The following is a 17,696-nucleotide window of genomic DNA, read 5'->3' on the forward strand; positions in this document are numbered from 1 at the left end:
AATTTAACGAGGTGGCTTGGGTGAAGGACCGTAATTTCTTGGATACCGTTATGGAGTTCGAACAACAGCTCGAAGCAATGCAGGAGCAATTTGGTGCATTGAAACAATTTGTAGCGTTAATGATGGAAGAGCATAAGGCGCTTGAGACAGAAAATCATCACCTACGAACACGTCTAGAAGAACTACTTTCTAATACAAACTCCGTACAAGCTGCTGAAGTAAAGAAAGAGAGTCCGCTAGATATTGGTGAGGGATATGATAACTTAGCTCGCCTCTACCAGGAGGGCTTCCATGTTTGTCATGTTCATTTTGGAAGTTCCCGTAAAGGTGAGGATTGTCTGTTTTGTCTTTCATTTTTAAATAAACAAAATGTGTAATAGAAGGCTGATTCCCGCTACGGTGGTGTCAGTCTTTTGTTTTGTAGCGTAGGAGGAAGAAGCATGGAAAAATGGCTAAAAGGTGACGAACGACTAGATTATTTGTTGGCTGAAAATTTACGTATTATTCAAAGCCCCTCTGTCTTTTCATTCTCATTGGATGCAGTGTTGCTTTCAAAGTTTGTTAATATTCCTTATCATAAGGGAAAAATTGTTGATTTATGCTCAGGGAATGGTGTAATTCCTCTCTTTTTAAGTGCACGTACAAAGGGACAAATAACGGGAGTAGAGATTCAGTCACGTTTATTTGATATGGCAGAGAGAAGTATACGTTACAATCAACTAGAACAGCAAATTCAAATGATTCTTGGAGATGTAAAAGAAATACCGAAACAATTAGGCATTGAAAAGTATGATGCGGTTACCTGCAATCCACCCTATTTTTTAGCACATGAAGCGAGTGATAAAAATCTTAGTGAGCATCATGCCATTGCAAGACATGAACTATATTTAACATTAGAAGAAGCGATTCAATCAGCAAGTAAATTATTAAAGCAGGGTGGCAAGGCGGCATTTGTCCATCGTCCAGGGCGATTATTAGATATTGTTACAGCTATGCGAGCAAATCGCTTAGAGCCTAAACGGATGCAGCTTATTTATCCGAAGGAAGGGAAAGAGGCCAATACATTATTAATAGAAGGAATCAAAGATGGAAAGCCAGATTTAAAAATCTTGCCGCCGTTGTATGTCTATGATGCCAATAATGAATACACGGCAGAAGTGAGAGACATTCTGTATGGAAAAGAGCAATAGTCACTACTTTTATGTGTTAGAGTGTGCTGATCAAACGCTTTATGCAGGGTATACAAATAATATAGAAAAACGTGTTGCTGTACATAACGCTGGTAAAGGAGCAAAATATACAAGAGCTAGAGGTCCAGTGAAATGTATTTATAAAGAAATATTTGAGACAAAGCAAGAAGCAATGCGTGCGGAATATGCTTTTAAGCAATTAACAAGATCACAGAAAATTAATTATATAAGGAGGGGTGAATCGTGAAATCACAAAAAAGTACAATACACGATCAGACAGGTTGTTTATATCTGGTAGGAACACCTATTGGTAATCTAGAGGATATGAGCGTGCGTGCACTTCGCATTTTAAAAGAAGTGGATATTATCGCTGCAGAAGATACTAGAAACACAAAAAAGCTGTGTAACTATTTCGAGATTGAAACACCACTAATAAGCTACCATGAGCATAATTTAGCCGTAGGTGGAGAAAAATTATTAACATTGCTACAAGAAGGAAAAACAATCGCATTAGTAAGTGATGCAGGTTTACCTTGTATTTCTGATCCAGGCGCGGATATAGTCGAAAAAGCAATTGCTCAAAACTTTTCTGTCGTACCAGTGCCAGGTCCTAATGCAGCGATTTCAGCGTTAATTGCATCTGGGTTGTCGCCACAGCCATTTTTCTTTTATGGATTTTTGAACCGCGGGAAAAAGGAACGTCGCCAGCAATTAGAGCAATTAAAAAAACGCCAAGAAACAATTTTATTATATGAGGCACCACATCGCTTAAAGGATACATTAAAAGATATGGAAGCTATACTCGGGGACCGTCGCATTGTTTTAGCTCGAGAGCTAACAAAGAAATTTGAAGAATTTTTACGAGGTACATTGGCCGAAGCTGTAGAATGGTCACAAACAGAGGAAATACGAGGAGAGTTTTGTATTGTCCTTGAAGGCAATAGCTCTGTAGAAGAGGAAGAACATGAAGAAGCCTATTGGCAAAATATGTCTATAGTTGAACATGTTGATTTTATTATCAGTCAATCCAATATCACTTCAAAAGAAGCCATTAAGGAAGTAGCTAAGCTAAGAAAAGTGGCAAAACGAGATGTTTATAATGAATATCATAGTGAATAATAGTAAAGAGTTACCTTAGTAGGGTAGCTCTTTATTTTTAGTTAGTCATCATAACTTAAAAAGTTGAAATGTAATGATTTTGAGACATAATTTTAAATTGATAATAATTGTAAATAATAGTAACCTTAAGAGGAAAGGTCTGACATGGACATTATAAGGGTTCTAGATTTTGGGTATATTAAATTGTATATAAACAAAAACACCTAAATCACTGTTTTTGATTTAGGTGAGTAATCACTTATTTTTTTAAGTTAGATTGAATTTCTTTAACTAACATTTCAGCGCCTTCTGGACTTAAAATTAATTTGCCTCCAACTAGACGGAAGTTATCATCTGAAACTTCACCAGTAACAGCACATGTCATATTAGGCATATATTTTTTTAAGATGATTTTATCGTCATCCACATAGATTTCTAAAGCGTCCTTTTCAGCAATACCTAGCGTACGGCGTAACTCGATAGGAATTACTACACGACCTAACTCATCGACTTTACGAACAATCCCTGTTGATTTCATAATAGATTTCCTCCTAATTTATAAAAGTTATATTGGTATTTCGTCAAATTTCGACATTATTTCTTTGTCTGATAGTTATCATACCAAGTAATGCCATAAACGTCAATTAATTAATGCACTAATATTATGGTTTTTAAAAAAAATTTTTGAGAAGAATGCAGGTATTTTAATTTTTTTAAAAGGTTTTTAATAAATATTTTTGTTTATAGTAAAAAAGGTTCTTATTTAAGTCATTTAATGGATTAGATATATTATTCGACAATTTTCGCGTTTAATAAACTTTCATTGAAACGAATTTCGTACTTCGTTAGAATAGAAAGTATATTGTAAAACAATGGAGGCAGTTCTTGTGAGTGAACAACAAAAAACATTCTATATAACAACACCCATTTACTATCCAAGTGGGAAATTTCATATTGGTACGGCATATACAACAGTAGCATCTGATACTATTGCGCGCTATAAGCGTTTACAAGGGTATGATGTACGCTTTTTAACAGGAATGGACGAACACGGTCAAAAAATTCAAGAAAAAGCAGCAGAAGCGGGCAAACATCCTCAAGATTATGTAAATGAAATCGCAGATGCTGCGAAAAAACTTTGGGGTTTAATGGATATTTCTTATGATGACTTTATTCAAACAACGCAGGAGCGACATACGAAAGCTGTCGAAAAGATTTTCCAAAAGTTTTTAGATAATGGTGATATTTATAAAGGTGAATATGAAGGCTGGTACTGTACACCATGTGAATCATTCTTTACAGAGACTCAATTAGTTGACGGGAACTGTCCAGATTGTGGTCGCCCAGTGCACAAAGTAAAAGAAGAATCGTACTTCTTTAATATGAAGAAATATGCGGATCGCTTATTAGCTTATTATGAAGAGAACCTTGAATTCATTGAGCCAGAGTCGCGAAAAAATGAAATGATTAACAACTTCATTAAACCGGGGCTAGAAGATTTATCTGTATCAAGAACATCCTTCGACTGGGGTATTAAAGTACCAGGAGATCCAAAGCATGTCATTTATGTATGGGTTGATGCATTAACGAATTATATTACAGCCTTAGGATATCTATCAGAGGATGAATCACTATTCAATAAATATTGGCCAGCAGATGTACATGTAGTTGGGAAGGATATTGTTCGTTTCCACACGATTTATTGGCCAATCTTCTTAATGGCATTAGATTTACCATTACCAAAAAAAGTATTTGCTCATGGTTTTATTATGATGAAAGACGGTAAAATGTCTAAATCAAAAGGCAATGTTATTTATCCAGAAATGTTAATCGAGCGTTATGGCCTAGATGCGACACGTTATTTCCTATTACGTGAATTACCATTTGGCTCTGATGGTGTATTTTCACCAGAATCATTTATAGAACGCACAAACTTTGATTTGGCGAATGACTTAGGAAATTTATTAAATCGTACTATTTCAATGATTAATAAATATTTTGATGGTGTTATTCCGACAGAAAATCTTCAACCGACAGAATTTGATGCTGCGTTAAAAGAGCAAGCTGAGTCGGTACGTATTAAATATGAAGAAAGTATGGAAAAAATGCAATTTAGTGTCGTTCTTGCTGACTTATGGACATTGGTGTCACGTACTAATAAATATATCGATGAGACACAACCTTGGGTGTTGGCAAAAGAAGAGTCCGATAAGCCAAAATTAGGTGCTGTTATGCGAAATTTGGCAGAGAGCTTACACCAAATTGCTGTCATGTTACAACCATTTATGACAACAACCCCGAAACGTATGATCGATCAGTTAGGTTTAGATGACAAATTTTTAGCATGGGATACAATTGAAACATTCGGCAATACTATTCCAGCAAACATTAAAGTGGTAGAAAAAGGGATACCTATTTTCCCGCGCTTGGAAAATGAAGTTGAAATTGCTTATATTCGAGAGGAAATGCGTGGTTCTGTGAAAACACCACAGGAGGAAGAAAGTAAAAAGGCTACAAAGACTGACGAAAACCCAGAAATTCCTGAAATTGCTATTGATGATTTTATGAAAATTGATTTGCGTGTAGCGACTGTGACTGCATGTGAAACAGTTCCGAAAGCGGATAAATTATTAAAGCTCCAAGTTGATCTAGGATATGAGCAACGTCAAGTAGTTTCAGGTATTGCGAAATTCTATACACCAGATGATTTAATCGGTCAAAAAGTGATTGTCGTAGCAAATTTAAAACCAGTAAAATTACGTGGTGAATTATCACAAGGAATGATTTTGGCTGGTGAAAAAGATGGAATTTTAAAATTAGCATCTGTTGATCCTAAACTTGAAAATGGTGCAAAAGTAAAGTAATGATCTTAAGAAAGGCCTGCTGAATATGAATTATTCAGCAGGCTTTTCAAATCCGTTAGGGAAATTGGAATTAAATTATTTTGAAATAATTTATATCGCGTGAAAGATGTTGATTTATAGGTTTAAAGAACTATTTTAGGTATTGTCGATTAAGTGGAATGTCACAATACCAAATAGTTTGTAACGAAAATGTAATGCTTACGAAAAATATGAAATAATAAATTTTAATAAAATCTATGTTAGGAGAATGAAAATGTATATAGATACGCACGTACATTTAAACGCAGACCAGTATGAGGAAGATCTTCAAGAGGTGATTGATAGAGCCCTTGAAGCGAAAGTAGAGAGAATGGTGGTCATTGGTTTCGACCGTAAAACCATTGAGAGAACAATGCAACTAATAGAGCAATATGACTTTGTTTATGGTGTCATTGGTTGGCATCCAGTGGACGCTATTGATTGTACTCAACAAGATTTAGAGTGGATTGAGGAATTAGCATCACATCCAAAAATAGTTGGCATTGGTGAAATTGGATTGGACTACTATTGGGATAAGTCACCAAAAGATGTTCAACAAGCACTTTTTCGCAAGCAAATTCAATTAGCTCAAAAGATCAATTTGCCAATCATTATTCATAATAGGGATGCAACAGGTGATGTTGTACAAATTTTGCGTGAAGAAAATGCGGCTTCTGTAGGGGGTGTCATGCACTGCTTTAGTGGGAGTGTAGAAACAGCACGTGAATGTATAGCTATGAATTTTATGATTAGTCTTGGAGGGCCAGTAACATTTAAAAATGCAAGACTACCAAAGGAAGTGGCTACAGAAATACCTCTAGAGCACCTGATGATTGAAACAGACGCTCCTTATTTAGCTCCACATCCACATCGAGGTAAGCGTAATGAACCCGCTTTCGTGCCTTTAGTTGCTGAGGAAATCGCACGTTTGAAAGGGTTGACAATTGAGGAAATTGCACAAGCAACTACAGCCAATGCGAAAAAATTTTTTGGGATTGACAATTAACTAGCTTAGATGCCTCCAGTACAGGGTTTGTGGTTGGCAAAAAACAAGAAGTCAATTTTCAGAGAAATACTTTCGGGTTGACAGTGCCAAAACTAGTCCGTATAATCCAACCTTGTATTAAGGAGGCGTTTTTTCATGTCAAATAATTCCATGAAAAACTTGTTCTTAGGATCATTGAGGAGTAAGCAAACAGTGATAAGAATTATTTCACTTGTCCTGTTTGTATCTGTAATCTCTTTCGTGCTTTATCAAGGTACGAAAAAAGCCGTTAAGCTTGAAGCAAATGGAGAAACAATCGAAGTATCCACACATGCCAAAACTGTAGAACAATTATTACAAAGTCAAAATATAGATATAGCAGAGCATGACAAAATATCACCCTCTCTGAACACCAAAATTGTGAATGGATTAGCAATTACATGGGAACAGGCAAAAGAAGTAACTATTTCAGTTGATGGAAATCAGTCAAAAGTTTGGACAACTGAAACACTTGTGAAGGACATTTTGAAGGAAGCAAATATTAAAGTATCTGAGCACGACTCTTTAGCGCAAGGTCTAGATACTGAACTAGGAGCAGAAAACAAAATCGATATTCAAAAAGCGTTTCAAGTAGCGCTTGTCGATGGCGTAAATAAAAGACAAGTATGGTCCACTTCGACTACGGTCGCTAACTTTTTAAAACAACAAGGAATTCAGCTAAATGAATTCGATCGTGTCGAAAATAACCTGGAGAACGTTATTACTCCGGAGAGTAAAATCACAGTAGTTCGCGTAGAAAAGGTTATCGATGTAGTGGAAGACTCTTTAGATTTCGCAGTTGAAAAGAAGCAGGATGCTTCATTGCAAAAGGGGAAACAAAAAGTAGTAGCAACAGGCGAGAAGGGATCGATTTCTCGTACGTATGAAGTTATCAAAGAAAATGGTAATGTTGTAGCAAAAAATCTACAATCTGAGAAAGTTTTAAAAGAGCCGAAGAAACAAGTCGTTGCAGTTGGCACAAAAACAATTGTTGCAAGCGCAGCAACTGTATCACGTGGTTCTGCAGAGCCTACTAGCGGTAAAGAATTTTATGTAACAGCAACAGCTTATACACCATATTGCAACGGTTGTACTGGTACATCAGCAACTGGTATAAACTTACGTTCAAATTCAGGCTTGAAGGTGATAGCAGTTGACCCTTCTGTTATTAAGTTAGGATCAAAGGTTTGGGTTGAAGGCTATGGTACAGCTATTGCTGGGGATACTGGTGGGTCAATTAAGGGTAATAAGATTGACATACTTGTACAAACAGATGCCCAAGCACGTAACTGGGGACGTAAGAAAGTGCGCATTAAAGTATTAAATTAGAAAAATTGTAAAATTAATCAAAATGTTTTTTCACAAATGGAGCTTTCCTGTTTTGACTGGCGGGAAAGCTTCTTTATTATTTTTAGCAAATGATTTTGTAAGATAAGCTTATTAAGCTCGTCCGTACCTTGTATTCCTGTACAAATCATATAGAGCAGTTGTAAAATGGTCAGAAGATAAGGTAGATAGAAAAGAGGGGCCTTTTTGCAAATTAAAGAAATTATTGTTGTTGAAGGAAAAGACGATACGACGGCTATTAAACGTGCTGTGCAAGCAGATACTATAGAAACAAATGGATCTGCGATTTCTGAAGAAACGTTGAAACGAATTCAGCATGCCCAAGAAAAGCGTGGTGTTATTGTATTTACAGATCCTGACTACCCAGGACGTCGAATACGCGCCATTATTGAGGAGCATGTACAAGGGGTGAAGCATGCCTTTTTACCAAAAGCCAAAACGATTGCCAAAAACGGTAAAGGGTTAGGTATCGAACATGCTGCTGACGATGATATACGTGAGGCACTACAACATGTCTATACCCCTATTCATGATGTACTAAACGAAGAGGTTATTACACTGGAAGATTTAATGACAGCGCGTTTAATTGGACACCCACAATCAAAGCAGCGTCGTGATCGTCTAGGAGAAATCTTAAATATAGGTGCTACAAACGGTAAACAACTTCATAAAAGGTTGAAGATGTTTCAGATTACAGAGGAGCAATTTGGTGCGGCTATCGCACAGGTAGATCAGGAGGAAAATGATGCATAAGGATATTGCTACACCAATTCGAACACAAGAAATTCTAAAAAAATATGGTTTTTCATTTAAAAAAAGCTTGGGGCAAAACTTTTTAATTGATCCTAACATTTTACGAAATATAGTAAGCCACGCAAATTTAACAGAGAATAGTGGTGCAATTGAAGTTGGCCCTGGTATTGGGGCATTAACAGAGCATTTGGCAAGAAGCGCTAAAAAGGTTGTTTCCTTTGAAATCGACCAACGTTTATTACCTGTACTAGAAGATACACTTAGTCCATATAATAATGTGTCTATCATCCACTCTGACATACTTAAGGCAGATGTTGCGAAGGTAATTGCAGATGAGATGCCAGGTATTGATGATATTATGGTTGTTGCCAATTTACCATATTACGTCACTACGCCGATTTTATTGAAATTACTCAATGACCGACTACCAATCCGTGGTTTTGTTGTTATGATGCAAAAAGAGGTGGCAGATCGTATAACGGCTAAGCCGGGAACGAAGGAATATGGTTCGTTATCTATTGCGATTCAGTATTACGTGAAGGCAGATATTGCTATGACAGTGCCAAAAACAGTTTTCATGCCACAACCTAATGTCGACTCCGCTGTAATTCGCCTTATCAAGCATGATGAACCACCAGTAAAAGTAATAGATGAGGATTTTCTATTTGTTGTAACGCGTGCCTCTTTCGTACAGCGAAGAAAAACGATCTATAATAACCTGCAAGCTGGTTTACCAAATGGAAAGGCACAAAAGGATCAAATTTTACAGGCATTAGAGCTAGCTCATATTGAGCCAACTCGTCGTGGAGAAACACTTTCTATTCAAGAGTTTGGAAAATTAGCTGATGCACTGCATCCTGTTTTTGCAAAGTAAAAATTTTTGTTAACATTTTTTCGGAGATGTAAAAAAATATATATTTTTTTATAAAAAATAAGTTGACAAGATTTATAAGAGGCTGATAAAATATTATATTTTGTTGACATTTTTGGGCCATTAGCTTATACTTGTAATTAGTGAGGTGTAAGCGAAAATGCCAAAAACTTTAGCGGACATTAAAAAGTCGTTGGATTGTCATTTGGGTAAACGTTTGCAATTAAAAGCAAACGGTGGTCGCAAGAAAACGGTTGAGTGTGCAGGGATACTACGTGAGACATATCGCGCCATCTTTGTAGTAGAACTCGATCAAGAAGACAATACGTGCAAGCGCGTATCGTATAGCTACACAGATATTTTAACTGAAGCAGTAGAGATTACATTTTTAGACGAAGCAAAGGCTGCTGTCGCAAAATAGTTTCTAGTACTTATTTCTATATTTAGAAACACTCATGTATGTTAAAAAATACATGAGTGTTTTGCGTTTTCACGGGCATACTAAATTCGTCAGTTGTTAAAGGAGGAGTTTATATGCCTAGAAAAGGTATCATGTCACCTCGTTTAAAAGAAGAGATCGCAAAAGAGCTTGGATTTTATGATGTTGTGCAAAAGGAAGGCTGGGGCGGCATAAAAGCTCGTGATGCTGGTAATATGGTCAAACGTGCCATAGAAATGGCTGAACGGGCAAGTAGTGAGCAAGAGCGTAAGTAGACTGTTTTTGCTAAAATAGTCATCTTATAACGTTTCATTCAGCAGGGATGAAAATCCTTACTGACACAACAAATACAACTGACGAGAGAGAGCCGTTACTCCAAACAGGGTAAACGGTTCTTTTTTTCCATTTTCGTATTCTCAATATGGTAAAATAAAATGAATAATCTTGCGCGAAAAAAAGAACTGTTTATACGTGTAGCTATAAGGGAGGAAGAAAGATGCTTTATGTAAAGGCGCCTGCAAAAATCAATTTAACATTAGATGTACTTTATAAAAGACCAGATAATTTTCACGAAGTGGAGATGGTTATGACAACAGTCGATTTAGCTGATCGTATCAGTCTTGAATCTCGAGAAGATGGTGTTATTCAAATAATTTCAACAGATAATTTTGTACCAAATGACCATCGCAATTTTGCTTATCAGGCAGCGCGTCTCATAAAAGATACATACGGCATTAGACAAGGTGTATCCATTACGATTGAAAAGGAAATACCCATCGCAGCAGGGCTTGCAGGTGGCAGTAGTGATGCAGCTGCAACATTAAAAGGGTTAAATGAACTGTGGGATTTAGGTTTATCAATAGATGAAATAGCGGAGCTTGGCGCTAAAATTGGTTCGGATGTTTCGTTTTGTGTTTATGGAGGTACAGCACTCGCTACAGGACGAGGCGAAAAAATAAAGGAATTATCAGCCCCACCTAATTGTTGGGTTGTACTAGCTAAGCCTAAAATTGGTGTATCAACAGCAGAAGTATATGGGGGTCTTAAGGTTGAAGGATTGGAACATCCAAATACACAGCAGATGATACAAGCTATAGAGACAAAAGATTATGAGCTACTATGTTCTTCATTAGGAAATGTTTTGGAAACTGTAACATTTAAGTTACATCCAGAAGTTGTGATGTTAAAGGAACAAATGAAGCGCTTTGGGGCAGATGCTACGTTAATGAGTGGAAGCGGTCCGACTGTGTTTGGGCTGGTGGATAGTGAAGCTCGTGTAAGTCGCATTTATAATGGTTTACGTGGTTTTTGTGAGGAAGTTTATGCAGTACGAATTTTAGGTGAGCGAAATACGCTTGCTTAGAAACGCAAATTTGTGTTAATTTTACCTATAAATATTCGTGTTTAGGAGAGGGTCGCATGAAATGGAAACGTAGTGAACGACTAGTTGATATGACGTACTACTTACTAGAACATCCACATCAGCTGATCCCGCTAACTTATTTTTCAGAACTATATCAATCTGCTAAGTCATCCATTAGTGAGGATTTAACGATTGTAAAAGAAACTTTCGAAGAAAAAGGAATCGGGTTATTGATAACAGTGCCAGGTGCTGCAGGAGGAGTAAAGTATATTCCGAAAATGTCCGAGGCAGAAGTACGTTTAGTGATTCAAGATTTAAAGGCAGAGCTAGAACATTCAGATCGATTGTTACCAGGCGGTTACTTATTTATGACAGACTTGCTTGGAAACCCAGATTTAATTAATCGCGTAGGGAAGGTCTTTGCTTCTGCCTTTGCAGATCAACAAATCGATGTCATAATGACAGTAGCAACCAAAGGGATATCCATTGCCCATGCCATTGCAAGGCATTTAAATGTACCAGTGGTTGTTGTGAGAAGAGATAGTAAAGTAACAGAAGGCTCTACAGTTAGCATTAACTATGTATCGGGTTCTTCCAGAAGAATTCAGACAATGGTATTATCAAAAAGAAGCATGAAGAGTGGACAACGTGTATTAATTACAGACGACTTTATGAAGGTCGGCGGTACTATGAATGGCATGAAAAATCTATTAGAAGAGTTTGACTGTCAGCTAGCAGGTATTGCGGTGCTTGTGGAGGCTGAGCATGCAGACGAAACATTAGTAGATGATTATTATTCACTTGTAAAGCTTCATGAAGTTAATGAAAAAGATCGAACAATTGCATTAAGTGAAGGTAACTATTTTTCTAAAAGGGGACATGACAAATGAAAGTAGTAGCAACAACAAATGCACCAGCAGCAATCGGACCATATTCACAAGGTATTATTGTTAACGGGATTTTTTATAGCTCTGGTCAAATTCCATTAACAGCTACAGGTGATTTAGTGGAAGGCGATATAACTGTACAAACAAATCAAGTCTTTGCTAATTTAAAAGCAGTTTTAGCGGAAGCTGGAACTTCTTTAGATAATGTTGTGAAAACAACGGTCTTTATGAAGGATATGAACGACTTTGTAGCGATGAATGAAGTTTATGCAAGTCATTTTGGTGATCATAAACCAGCTCGTTCAGCTGTAGAGGTAGCCCGTCTTCCGAAAGATGTAAAAGTTGAAATCGAAGTAATCGCAATCGTAAAATAAATGAAGCTTGCTAAGCTCACTAAAGAGAATTTCTATTCTATTTAGTGAGTTTTTTTATGCCGACAAACAATTGTCAAAAATTACGTATATAAGAAAAAATATTATTCTAATAAGTATTCAAATTTTTTAGAAAATTTGATAGACTATGAAAAGGAAAATATTCGGTAATCGAGAATATGATATTTTCATTTAGGCATCCAAGAAGAGAGGTGGTGAGAAAATGGAAGTTACTGATGTGAGATTACGTCGGGTACAGACGGATGGTCGCATGCGTGCGATTGCTTCCATTACACTTGACAATGAGTTTGTTGTTCACGATATTCGTGTAATTGATGGAAATACTGGTTTATTTGTAGCTATGCCAAGTAAACGAACACCAGATGGGGAATTTAGAGATATTGCCCATCCAATTAATTCTGATACTCGAAATAAAATTCAGGAAATCATTTTAAACGAGTATCATAACTCTAGTGAAGTAGAGGAAACCGGTAAAGAGGAAGAATTAGAGGGAATCGGTGTGTAATAGAAAGGTAATAACTTACTTTTAAAGGATATGTTACAAACTGATGGTAAAAAAAGATAGGAAGAACTCTTCTAGCTAGAAGGGTTCTTTTTATTTTGATAAAAAGATAATATGAGCAATTTTAGGATATACTTCATGACATTCGAGCATAAGGTGCATTGGATTTAGGAATTCATGTTTTTGTCAACTCTACATGCCTTGAAAATAGATGAATTTTGCTATATAGTCATAAGAGAAAATGAGCGTATTGGAGGACTTACAGATGAGCAATGTTTTTGCTGTCATTTTGGCTGCAGGTCAAGGTACACGTATGAAGTCCAAATTATATAAAGTGCTCCATCCAGTATGTGGGAAACCTATGGTACAACATGTGGTGGATCATATTCAAACGTTAGATGTGAATCGCATTGTAACGGTAGTCGGACATGGTGCTGAAAAAGTGCAACAACAGCTTGGAGATAAGAGTGAATATGTACTGCAGGCTGAACAATTAGGTACAGCGCACGCTGTGCAACAAGCTGAGGCAATTTTAGGTAATGAAGAAGGTACAACATTAGTTGTATGTGGAGATACACCACTAATTCGTCCTGAAACGATGCAAGCACTATTCGAACATCATCAAGCGAAGAATGCTAAAGCAACTATTTTAACAGCAATTGCTGAAAATCCAACTGGCTATGGCCGTATTTTACGTGGCGATAACGGGCAGGTCGAGCAAATTGTTGAGCAAAAGGATGCTTCAGCAGAGCAACAATTAGTAAAAGAAATAAATACAGGCACATACTGCTTTGATAACAAATTATTATTTGAAACATTGAAGCTTGTGAAAAATGATAATGCTCAAGGTGAATATTATTTACCAGATGTCATTGAAATTTTACAAAAGCAAGGTGATATTGTTGAAGCATATGTCACTGATGATTTTGAGGAAACGTTAGGTGTTAACGATCGTGTGGCTTTGTCACAAGCTGAGACATTAATGCGTACAAGAATCAACGAGAAGCATATGCGTAATGGTGTAACAATTATTCATCCTGAAACAACGCATATTAGTGTAGATGCAGTTATTGGGCGTGACACTGTGATTCAACCAGGCTCAATGATTGAAGGTGCTACTGTGATCGGTGAAGATTGCATTATCGGGCCAAATACTCAAATTATCGATAGTCGTATTGGTGATCGCACAACTGTACACTCTTCTGTTGTCCGTGAAAGCGCTATTGCAGAGGATACTTCTATTGGGCCATTTGCTCATATTCGACCACTTTCAGACATCGGTAGTCATGTTAAAATTGGTAACTTTGTAGAAGTGAAGAAAAGCAAGCTGGGTAATGACACGAAAGTTTCGCATTTAAGTTATATTGGCGATGCCGAGATCGGCAGTAACGTCAATATTGGTTGTGGTTCCATTACAGTAAACTATGATGGAAAAAACAAGTTCAAAACGATTATTGAAGATGATGTATTTGTAGGATGTAATACTAACTTAGTAGCACCAGTGAAAGTTGGAAAAGGTTCATTTATTGCAGCAGGTTCTACAATTACAAAAGAAGTTCCTGAAGATGCACTTGCAATAGCTCGTGCAAGACAAGAAAACAAACCGAATTATGTAAGCAAATTAAATTCAAAATAATTATCAACTAAACAGGAGGCCATCATGCCGTATCATTATGCAAACTCACAATTAAAAATATTTTCACTTAATTCTAATAATCCATTAGCTCAAGAAATTGCGCAGGAAATGGGCGTTGAATTAGGTAAATCTTCTGTTAAGCACTTCAGTGATGGAGAGATTCAAATTAGCATTGAAGAAAGTATTCGAGGTTGTGATGTGTTTATCGTGCAGTCTACTTCTGCACCTGTAAACGAACATTTAATGGAGCTTTTAATTATGGTAGATGCAGTTAAACGTGCATCTGCTCGTACAGTAAACGTTGTAATGCCTTATTATGGTTATGCACGTCAAGATCGTAAAGCAAAAGCGCGCGAGCCAATTACAGCTAAATTAGTGGCAAATCTACTTGAGACTGCTGGTGCAACACGTGTTATCGTATTAGATTTACACGCACCTCAAATCCAAGGTTTCTTCGATATCCTAATCGACCACTTAATGGCAGTACCATTACTATCTGATTACTTCAAATCTAAAGGTATTCCAGGAGATGAAATCGTTATTGTTTCACCAGATCATGGTGGGGTAACACGTGCTCGTAAAATGGCTGAACGATTAAAAGCACCGATTGCAATTATTGACAAACGTCGTCCGAAACCAAACGTTGCGGAAGTGATGAACATTGTTGGTAATGTTGATGGTAAAGTGGCAATCTTAATTGATGATATTATTGATACAGCAGGCACAATTACAATTGGGGCAGATGCATTACGTGCCGCTGGTGCAAAAGAAGTTTACGCTTGCTGTTCACACCCTGTATTATCTGGTCCAGCAATTGAACGTATTGAAAACTCTGCTATTAAAGAATTAGTGGTGACAAATACAATTCAGCTTTCAGACGAGAAAAAATCTCCAAAAATTACGGAGCTTTCTGTAGCTAAGCTAATGGCTGATGCTATCTCTCGCGTTTATGAAAATAAATCTGTAAGTACTCTATTTGATTAATAAATATCGTAAGTATAAGACCAATCTATTCATTGAGTAGATTGGTCTCATGTTGTTGAAAAAAGATCGTGTCACTAACAGAAAAAGACCTTTTAGCAAGGTGGGAGGTTGATTTCCGTTCCGCCAGCATTCTTTCCAGGGGGCGTCCGATGAGCCGCTTCACTCACTTACGTTCGCTCCAGGGTCTCATCTGTTACGCTAATCCCCTAGGAGTGAAGCTGGCTCCTCTCCAATCAACCATTTTGCAAAAGTGTTTTTTCCTCTTTCATACTAATAGTAGTGAACAAAATAGCCCATTATCTGTGGTATTAGAGAGAGGATAGGCTCTTATTTTCAAGGTAGAGAAGTGATGCGTGACAACACCTCTTCATAAAGAGTAGTGAATAACTTCACTTTATTTGAAAACCTTTGCTAAAAAGGTAACACTTTTGTGGATTGGAGTGGAAGGCTACTTGACTCCCGTGGGATAGCGAGACAGGCGAAACCCTGCACGGAGCGGTAGCGGAGGAAGCGATTCGGCGCTCGCCCACAGGAAAGCAAGTAGCCTGCAACGGAAACCATTTTCACCTTTCACAAAAATTCTATTGATGGTTTTGTTTTTCAACACTATAAGACCAATCTATTCTTTTGATATGCTCCCTATTAGGTAGACAGATTAAAAAATAAAATCTGTTTATTTAAGGGGAGTATTTTTATGGGGCGAAGCAAACATTCACTCGAGTTGAAACTACATATCCTTCAATTGTTCGAAGAAGGTCACTATTCTATAAATGAATTGTGTGAAAGATTTTCATTAGATCATCAAACTTTTCATAGATGGAAAATGAAATTTGAGGCAGGTGGACGTGAAGGATTACAAGAAGCGACTTCATGTAAGTTCTATTCAAAAGAGTTAAAATTAGCGGCTGTGGAGGACTACATTCAACGAAATTATTCACAGATGGAGGTGTTGGCGAAATACGAGATTAGCAGTACCTCCGTTTTAAAAAGCTGGGTAAAAAAGTATACTAGTCATAGTGAAATAAAAGATTCAGGTAAAGGAATGAGTCAAGCTATGACCGAAGGAAGAAAGACAACTTTTGAAGAACGTATTGAGATTGTCGAGTACTGTTTGAAGCACGAGAAAAATTATCAGTTGGCAGCGCACACCTATAGTGTTTCGTATCAACAGGTATATCAATGGACGAAGAAATTTGAAACGAACGGTGAAGAGGGATTACGTGATCGTCGTGGTCGCACAAAAGATGAAGTCGAATTAACCGTTGAGGAGAAATTGAAATTAGAGATTCAACGTATTGAACGTGAAAATGAACGTTTACGTGCAGAAAATTTATTTTTAAAAAAGTTAGAGGAAATCGAAAGGAGGCATCGTTAAGCCAAATACGTCTACAGCGACGCTATTTAGCGATTCAAGAATTACATCGAGAGGAAGAACTTTCGATTCTTTTACTATGTGAAATAGCTGGTGTTTCGCGTGCAGCTTACTATAAGTGGCTAAGTCGCAAGCCTTCTAACAGAGAAGTTGAAAATGAAGCCATTTTAAAGGACATTCATCTCCTTTACCAACAAGTAGATGGTATTTACGGCTATCGTCGTATAACATTGACGATCAATTGTCAGCGAAAAGAAGATAATCAAGCGATGGTTAACGAAAAGCGTATTTATCGTTTAATGCAGATTAGTGGATTGAAGTCTGTTATTCGTAGAAAGCGCAAGCCTTATCGTAAATCCCCAGCACATCATGTGGCGGAGAACGTATTAAATCGAGCATTTTCATCGAAAAAGCCCAATGAAAAATGGTGTACAGATGTCACAGAGTTTAAGTATGGAAACGGGAAAAAAGCTTATTTAAGTGCAATTATCGATTTATATGATGGTTCAATTGTGAGTTATGTGTTAGGTCATTCGAATAATAATTCCCTTGTTTTCAAAACAATCAAATCAGCTATTCAATCATTACAATCAGGCGAGCAGCCATTAATACATAGTGATCGAGGTTTTCAATATACATCGAAGGAATTTAAGCGAATTGTGGATACAGCCAATATGACACAGAGTATGTCCCGTGTTGGTCGATGTATTGATAACGGACCAATTGAATCATTTTGGGGCACATTGAAGTGTGAGAAGTATTATTTACATAAGTACGATTCATATGAAGAGTTAAAACTAGCGATTGATGAGTATATTCATTTTTATAATTACTATCGTTATCAGAAACGATTAAACGGCTTGAGTCCGTTAGAATTCAGGACTCAAGCCGCTTAATACATTTTTTATTATTTCCACTGTCTACTTGACGGGGTGCAGTTCATTTGAGTAGATTGG

19 protein-coding genes are annotated in these 17,696 nt (G+C 37.0%); 18 read left to right on the plus strand and 1 reads right to left on the minus strand.

Annotated elements, in window-relative coordinates; translation table 11 throughout:
• The first annotated feature begins 20 nt into the window (after positions 1–20).
• The 4 genes from yabA (at position 21) to rsmI (ending at position 2,309) form a co-directional block, all read left to right on the plus strand.
• Positions 21–377, plus strand: a complete 357-nt coding sequence (yabA, locus tag JTI58_RS09245) for a DNA replication initiation control protein YabA (RefSeq protein WP_004229222.1) — start codon at positions 21–23, stop codon at positions 375–377.
• 63 nt (positions 378–440) lie between these two features.
• A complete protein-coding gene (locus tag JTI58_RS09250; RefSeq protein ID WP_205446345.1) occupies positions 441–1,190 on the plus strand; it encodes a tRNA1(Val) (adenine(37)-N6)-methyltransferase in 750 nt (249 codons plus the stop codon).
• Positions 1,174–1,437, plus strand: coding sequence for a GIY-YIG nuclease family protein (locus JTI58_RS09255; protein WP_205446346.1), 264 nt, complete (start codon positions 1,174–1,176; stop codon positions 1,435–1,437). The genes JTI58_RS09250 and JTI58_RS09255 overlap by 17 nt, the downstream gene beginning before the upstream one ends.
• Positions 1,434–2,309 (plus strand): 16S rRNA (cytidine(1402)-2'-O)-methyltransferase, encoded by an 876-nt coding sequence (rsmI, locus tag JTI58_RS09260; protein ID WP_205446347.1) that lies wholly within the window; start codon positions 1,434–1,436, stop codon positions 2,307–2,309. Before JTI58_RS09255 ends, rsmI begins: the two co-directional genes overlap by 4 nt.
• Positions 2,310–2,547: 238 nt before the next feature.
• Here rsmI and JTI58_RS09265 read toward each other — a convergent pair whose 3' ends face one another.
• Positions 2,548–2,826 carry a transition state genes transcriptional regulator AbrB gene (locus JTI58_RS09265; RefSeq protein ID WP_004229214.1) on the minus strand — a complete coding sequence of 93 codons (279 nt, stop codon included), beginning with the start codon at positions 2,824–2,826 and terminating at the stop codon, positions 2,548–2,550.
• A gap of 334 nt (positions 2,827–3,160) precedes the next feature.
• Here JTI58_RS09265 and metG point away from each other — a divergent pair, with 334 nt between their 5' ends.
• From metG to JTI58_RS09335, 14 genes are all read left to right on the plus strand, one after another.
• On the plus strand, positions 3,161–5,152 hold the full coding sequence (gene metG / locus JTI58_RS09270) for a methionine--tRNA ligase (RefSeq protein ID WP_393950821.1): 1,992 nt from the start codon (positions 3,161–3,163) through the stop codon (positions 5,150–5,152).
• Between the two features lie 253 nt (positions 5,153–5,405).
• Positions 5,406–6,176: a TatD family hydrolase gene (locus JTI58_RS09275; RefSeq protein WP_205446349.1), complete on the plus strand. Its 771-nt coding sequence runs from the start codon at positions 5,406–5,408 to the stop codon at positions 6,174–6,176.
• 135 nt (positions 6,177–6,311) lie between these two features.
• Positions 6,312–7,523: a resuscitation-promoting factor gene (locus JTI58_RS09280; RefSeq protein WP_205446350.1), complete on the plus strand. Its 1,212-nt coding sequence runs from the start codon at positions 6,312–6,314 to the stop codon at positions 7,521–7,523.
• Positions 7,524–7,727: 204 nt separating this feature from the next.
• Positions 7,728–8,294: a ribonuclease M5 gene (rnmV, locus tag JTI58_RS09285; RefSeq protein WP_205446351.1), complete on the plus strand. Its 567-nt coding sequence runs from the start codon at positions 7,728–7,730 to the stop codon at positions 8,292–8,294.
• Positions 8,287–9,168 carry a 16S rRNA (adenine(1518)-N(6)/adenine(1519)-N(6))-dimethyltransferase RsmA gene (gene rsmA / locus JTI58_RS09290; protein ID WP_205446352.1) on the plus strand — a complete coding sequence of 294 codons (882 nt, stop codon included), beginning with the start codon at positions 8,287–8,289 and terminating at the stop codon, positions 9,166–9,168. Before rnmV ends, rsmA begins: the two co-directional genes overlap by 8 nt.
• A gap of 157 nt (positions 9,169–9,325) precedes the next feature.
• A complete protein-coding gene (gene veg, locus JTI58_RS09295) occupies positions 9,326–9,586 on the plus strand; it encodes a biofilm formation stimulator Veg (protein ID WP_004229199.1) in 261 nt (86 codons plus the stop codon).
• 113 nt (positions 9,587–9,699) lie between these two features.
• The gene (locus JTI58_RS09300) at positions 9,700–9,879 is read left to right on the plus strand and encodes a small, acid-soluble spore protein, alpha/beta type (RefSeq protein WP_004229193.1); all 180 of its coding nucleotides are present in this window, start codon (positions 9,700–9,702) and stop codon (positions 9,877–9,879) included.
• Positions 9,880–10,100: 221 nt separating this feature from the next.
• Positions 10,101–10,967, plus strand: a complete 867-nt coding sequence (gene ispE / locus JTI58_RS09305) for a 4-(cytidine 5'-diphospho)-2-C-methyl-D-erythritol kinase (RefSeq protein WP_205446353.1) — start codon at positions 10,101–10,103, stop codon at positions 10,965–10,967.
• A 56-nt stretch (positions 10,968–11,023) separates the two neighbouring features.
• Positions 11,024–11,857, plus strand: a complete 834-nt coding sequence (gene purR, locus JTI58_RS09310; RefSeq protein ID WP_205446354.1) for a pur operon repressor — start codon at positions 11,024–11,026, stop codon at positions 11,855–11,857.
• The gene (locus tag JTI58_RS09315; protein WP_205446355.1) at positions 11,854–12,228 is read left to right on the plus strand and encodes a RidA family protein; all 375 of its coding nucleotides are present in this window, start codon (positions 11,854–11,856) and stop codon (positions 12,226–12,228) included. The genes purR and JTI58_RS09315 overlap by 4 nt, the downstream gene beginning before the upstream one ends.
• A 220-nt stretch (positions 12,229–12,448) precedes the next feature.
• Positions 12,449–12,751, plus strand: coding sequence for a septation regulator SpoVG (spoVG, locus tag JTI58_RS09320; protein WP_205446356.1), 303 nt, complete (start codon positions 12,449–12,451; stop codon positions 12,749–12,751).
• A 262-nt stretch (positions 12,752–13,013) separates the two neighbouring features.
• The gene (glmU, locus tag JTI58_RS09325; RefSeq protein WP_205446357.1) at positions 13,014–14,384 is read left to right on the plus strand and encodes a bifunctional UDP-N-acetylglucosamine diphosphorylase/glucosamine-1-phosphate N-acetyltransferase GlmU; all 1,371 of its coding nucleotides are present in this window, start codon (positions 13,014–13,016) and stop codon (positions 14,382–14,384) included.
• A 24-nt stretch (positions 14,385–14,408) separates the two neighbouring features.
• Positions 14,409–15,368 carry a ribose-phosphate diphosphokinase gene (locus tag JTI58_RS09330; RefSeq protein ID WP_004229183.1) on the plus strand — a complete coding sequence of 320 codons (960 nt, stop codon included), beginning with the start codon at positions 14,409–14,411 and terminating at the stop codon, positions 15,366–15,368.
• Between the two features lie 694 nt (positions 15,369–16,062).
• Positions 16,063–17,636, plus strand: a protein-coding gene (locus tag JTI58_RS09335; protein ID WP_205446358.1) for an IS3 family transposase whose coding sequence is annotated in 2 segments (ribosomal slippage) — positions 16,063–16,705 and positions 16,705–17,636 — 1,575 coding nt in all. Because the reading frame shifts where the segments join, the coding sequence is not laid out codon by codon here.
• The last annotated feature ends 60 nt before the right edge of the window (positions 17,637–17,696 follow it).

Source organism: Lysinibacillus fusiformis, from assembly GCF_016925635.1.
Lineage (GTDB): Bacteria > Bacillota > Bacilli > Bacillales_A > Planococcaceae > Lysinibacillus > Lysinibacillus fusiformis_F.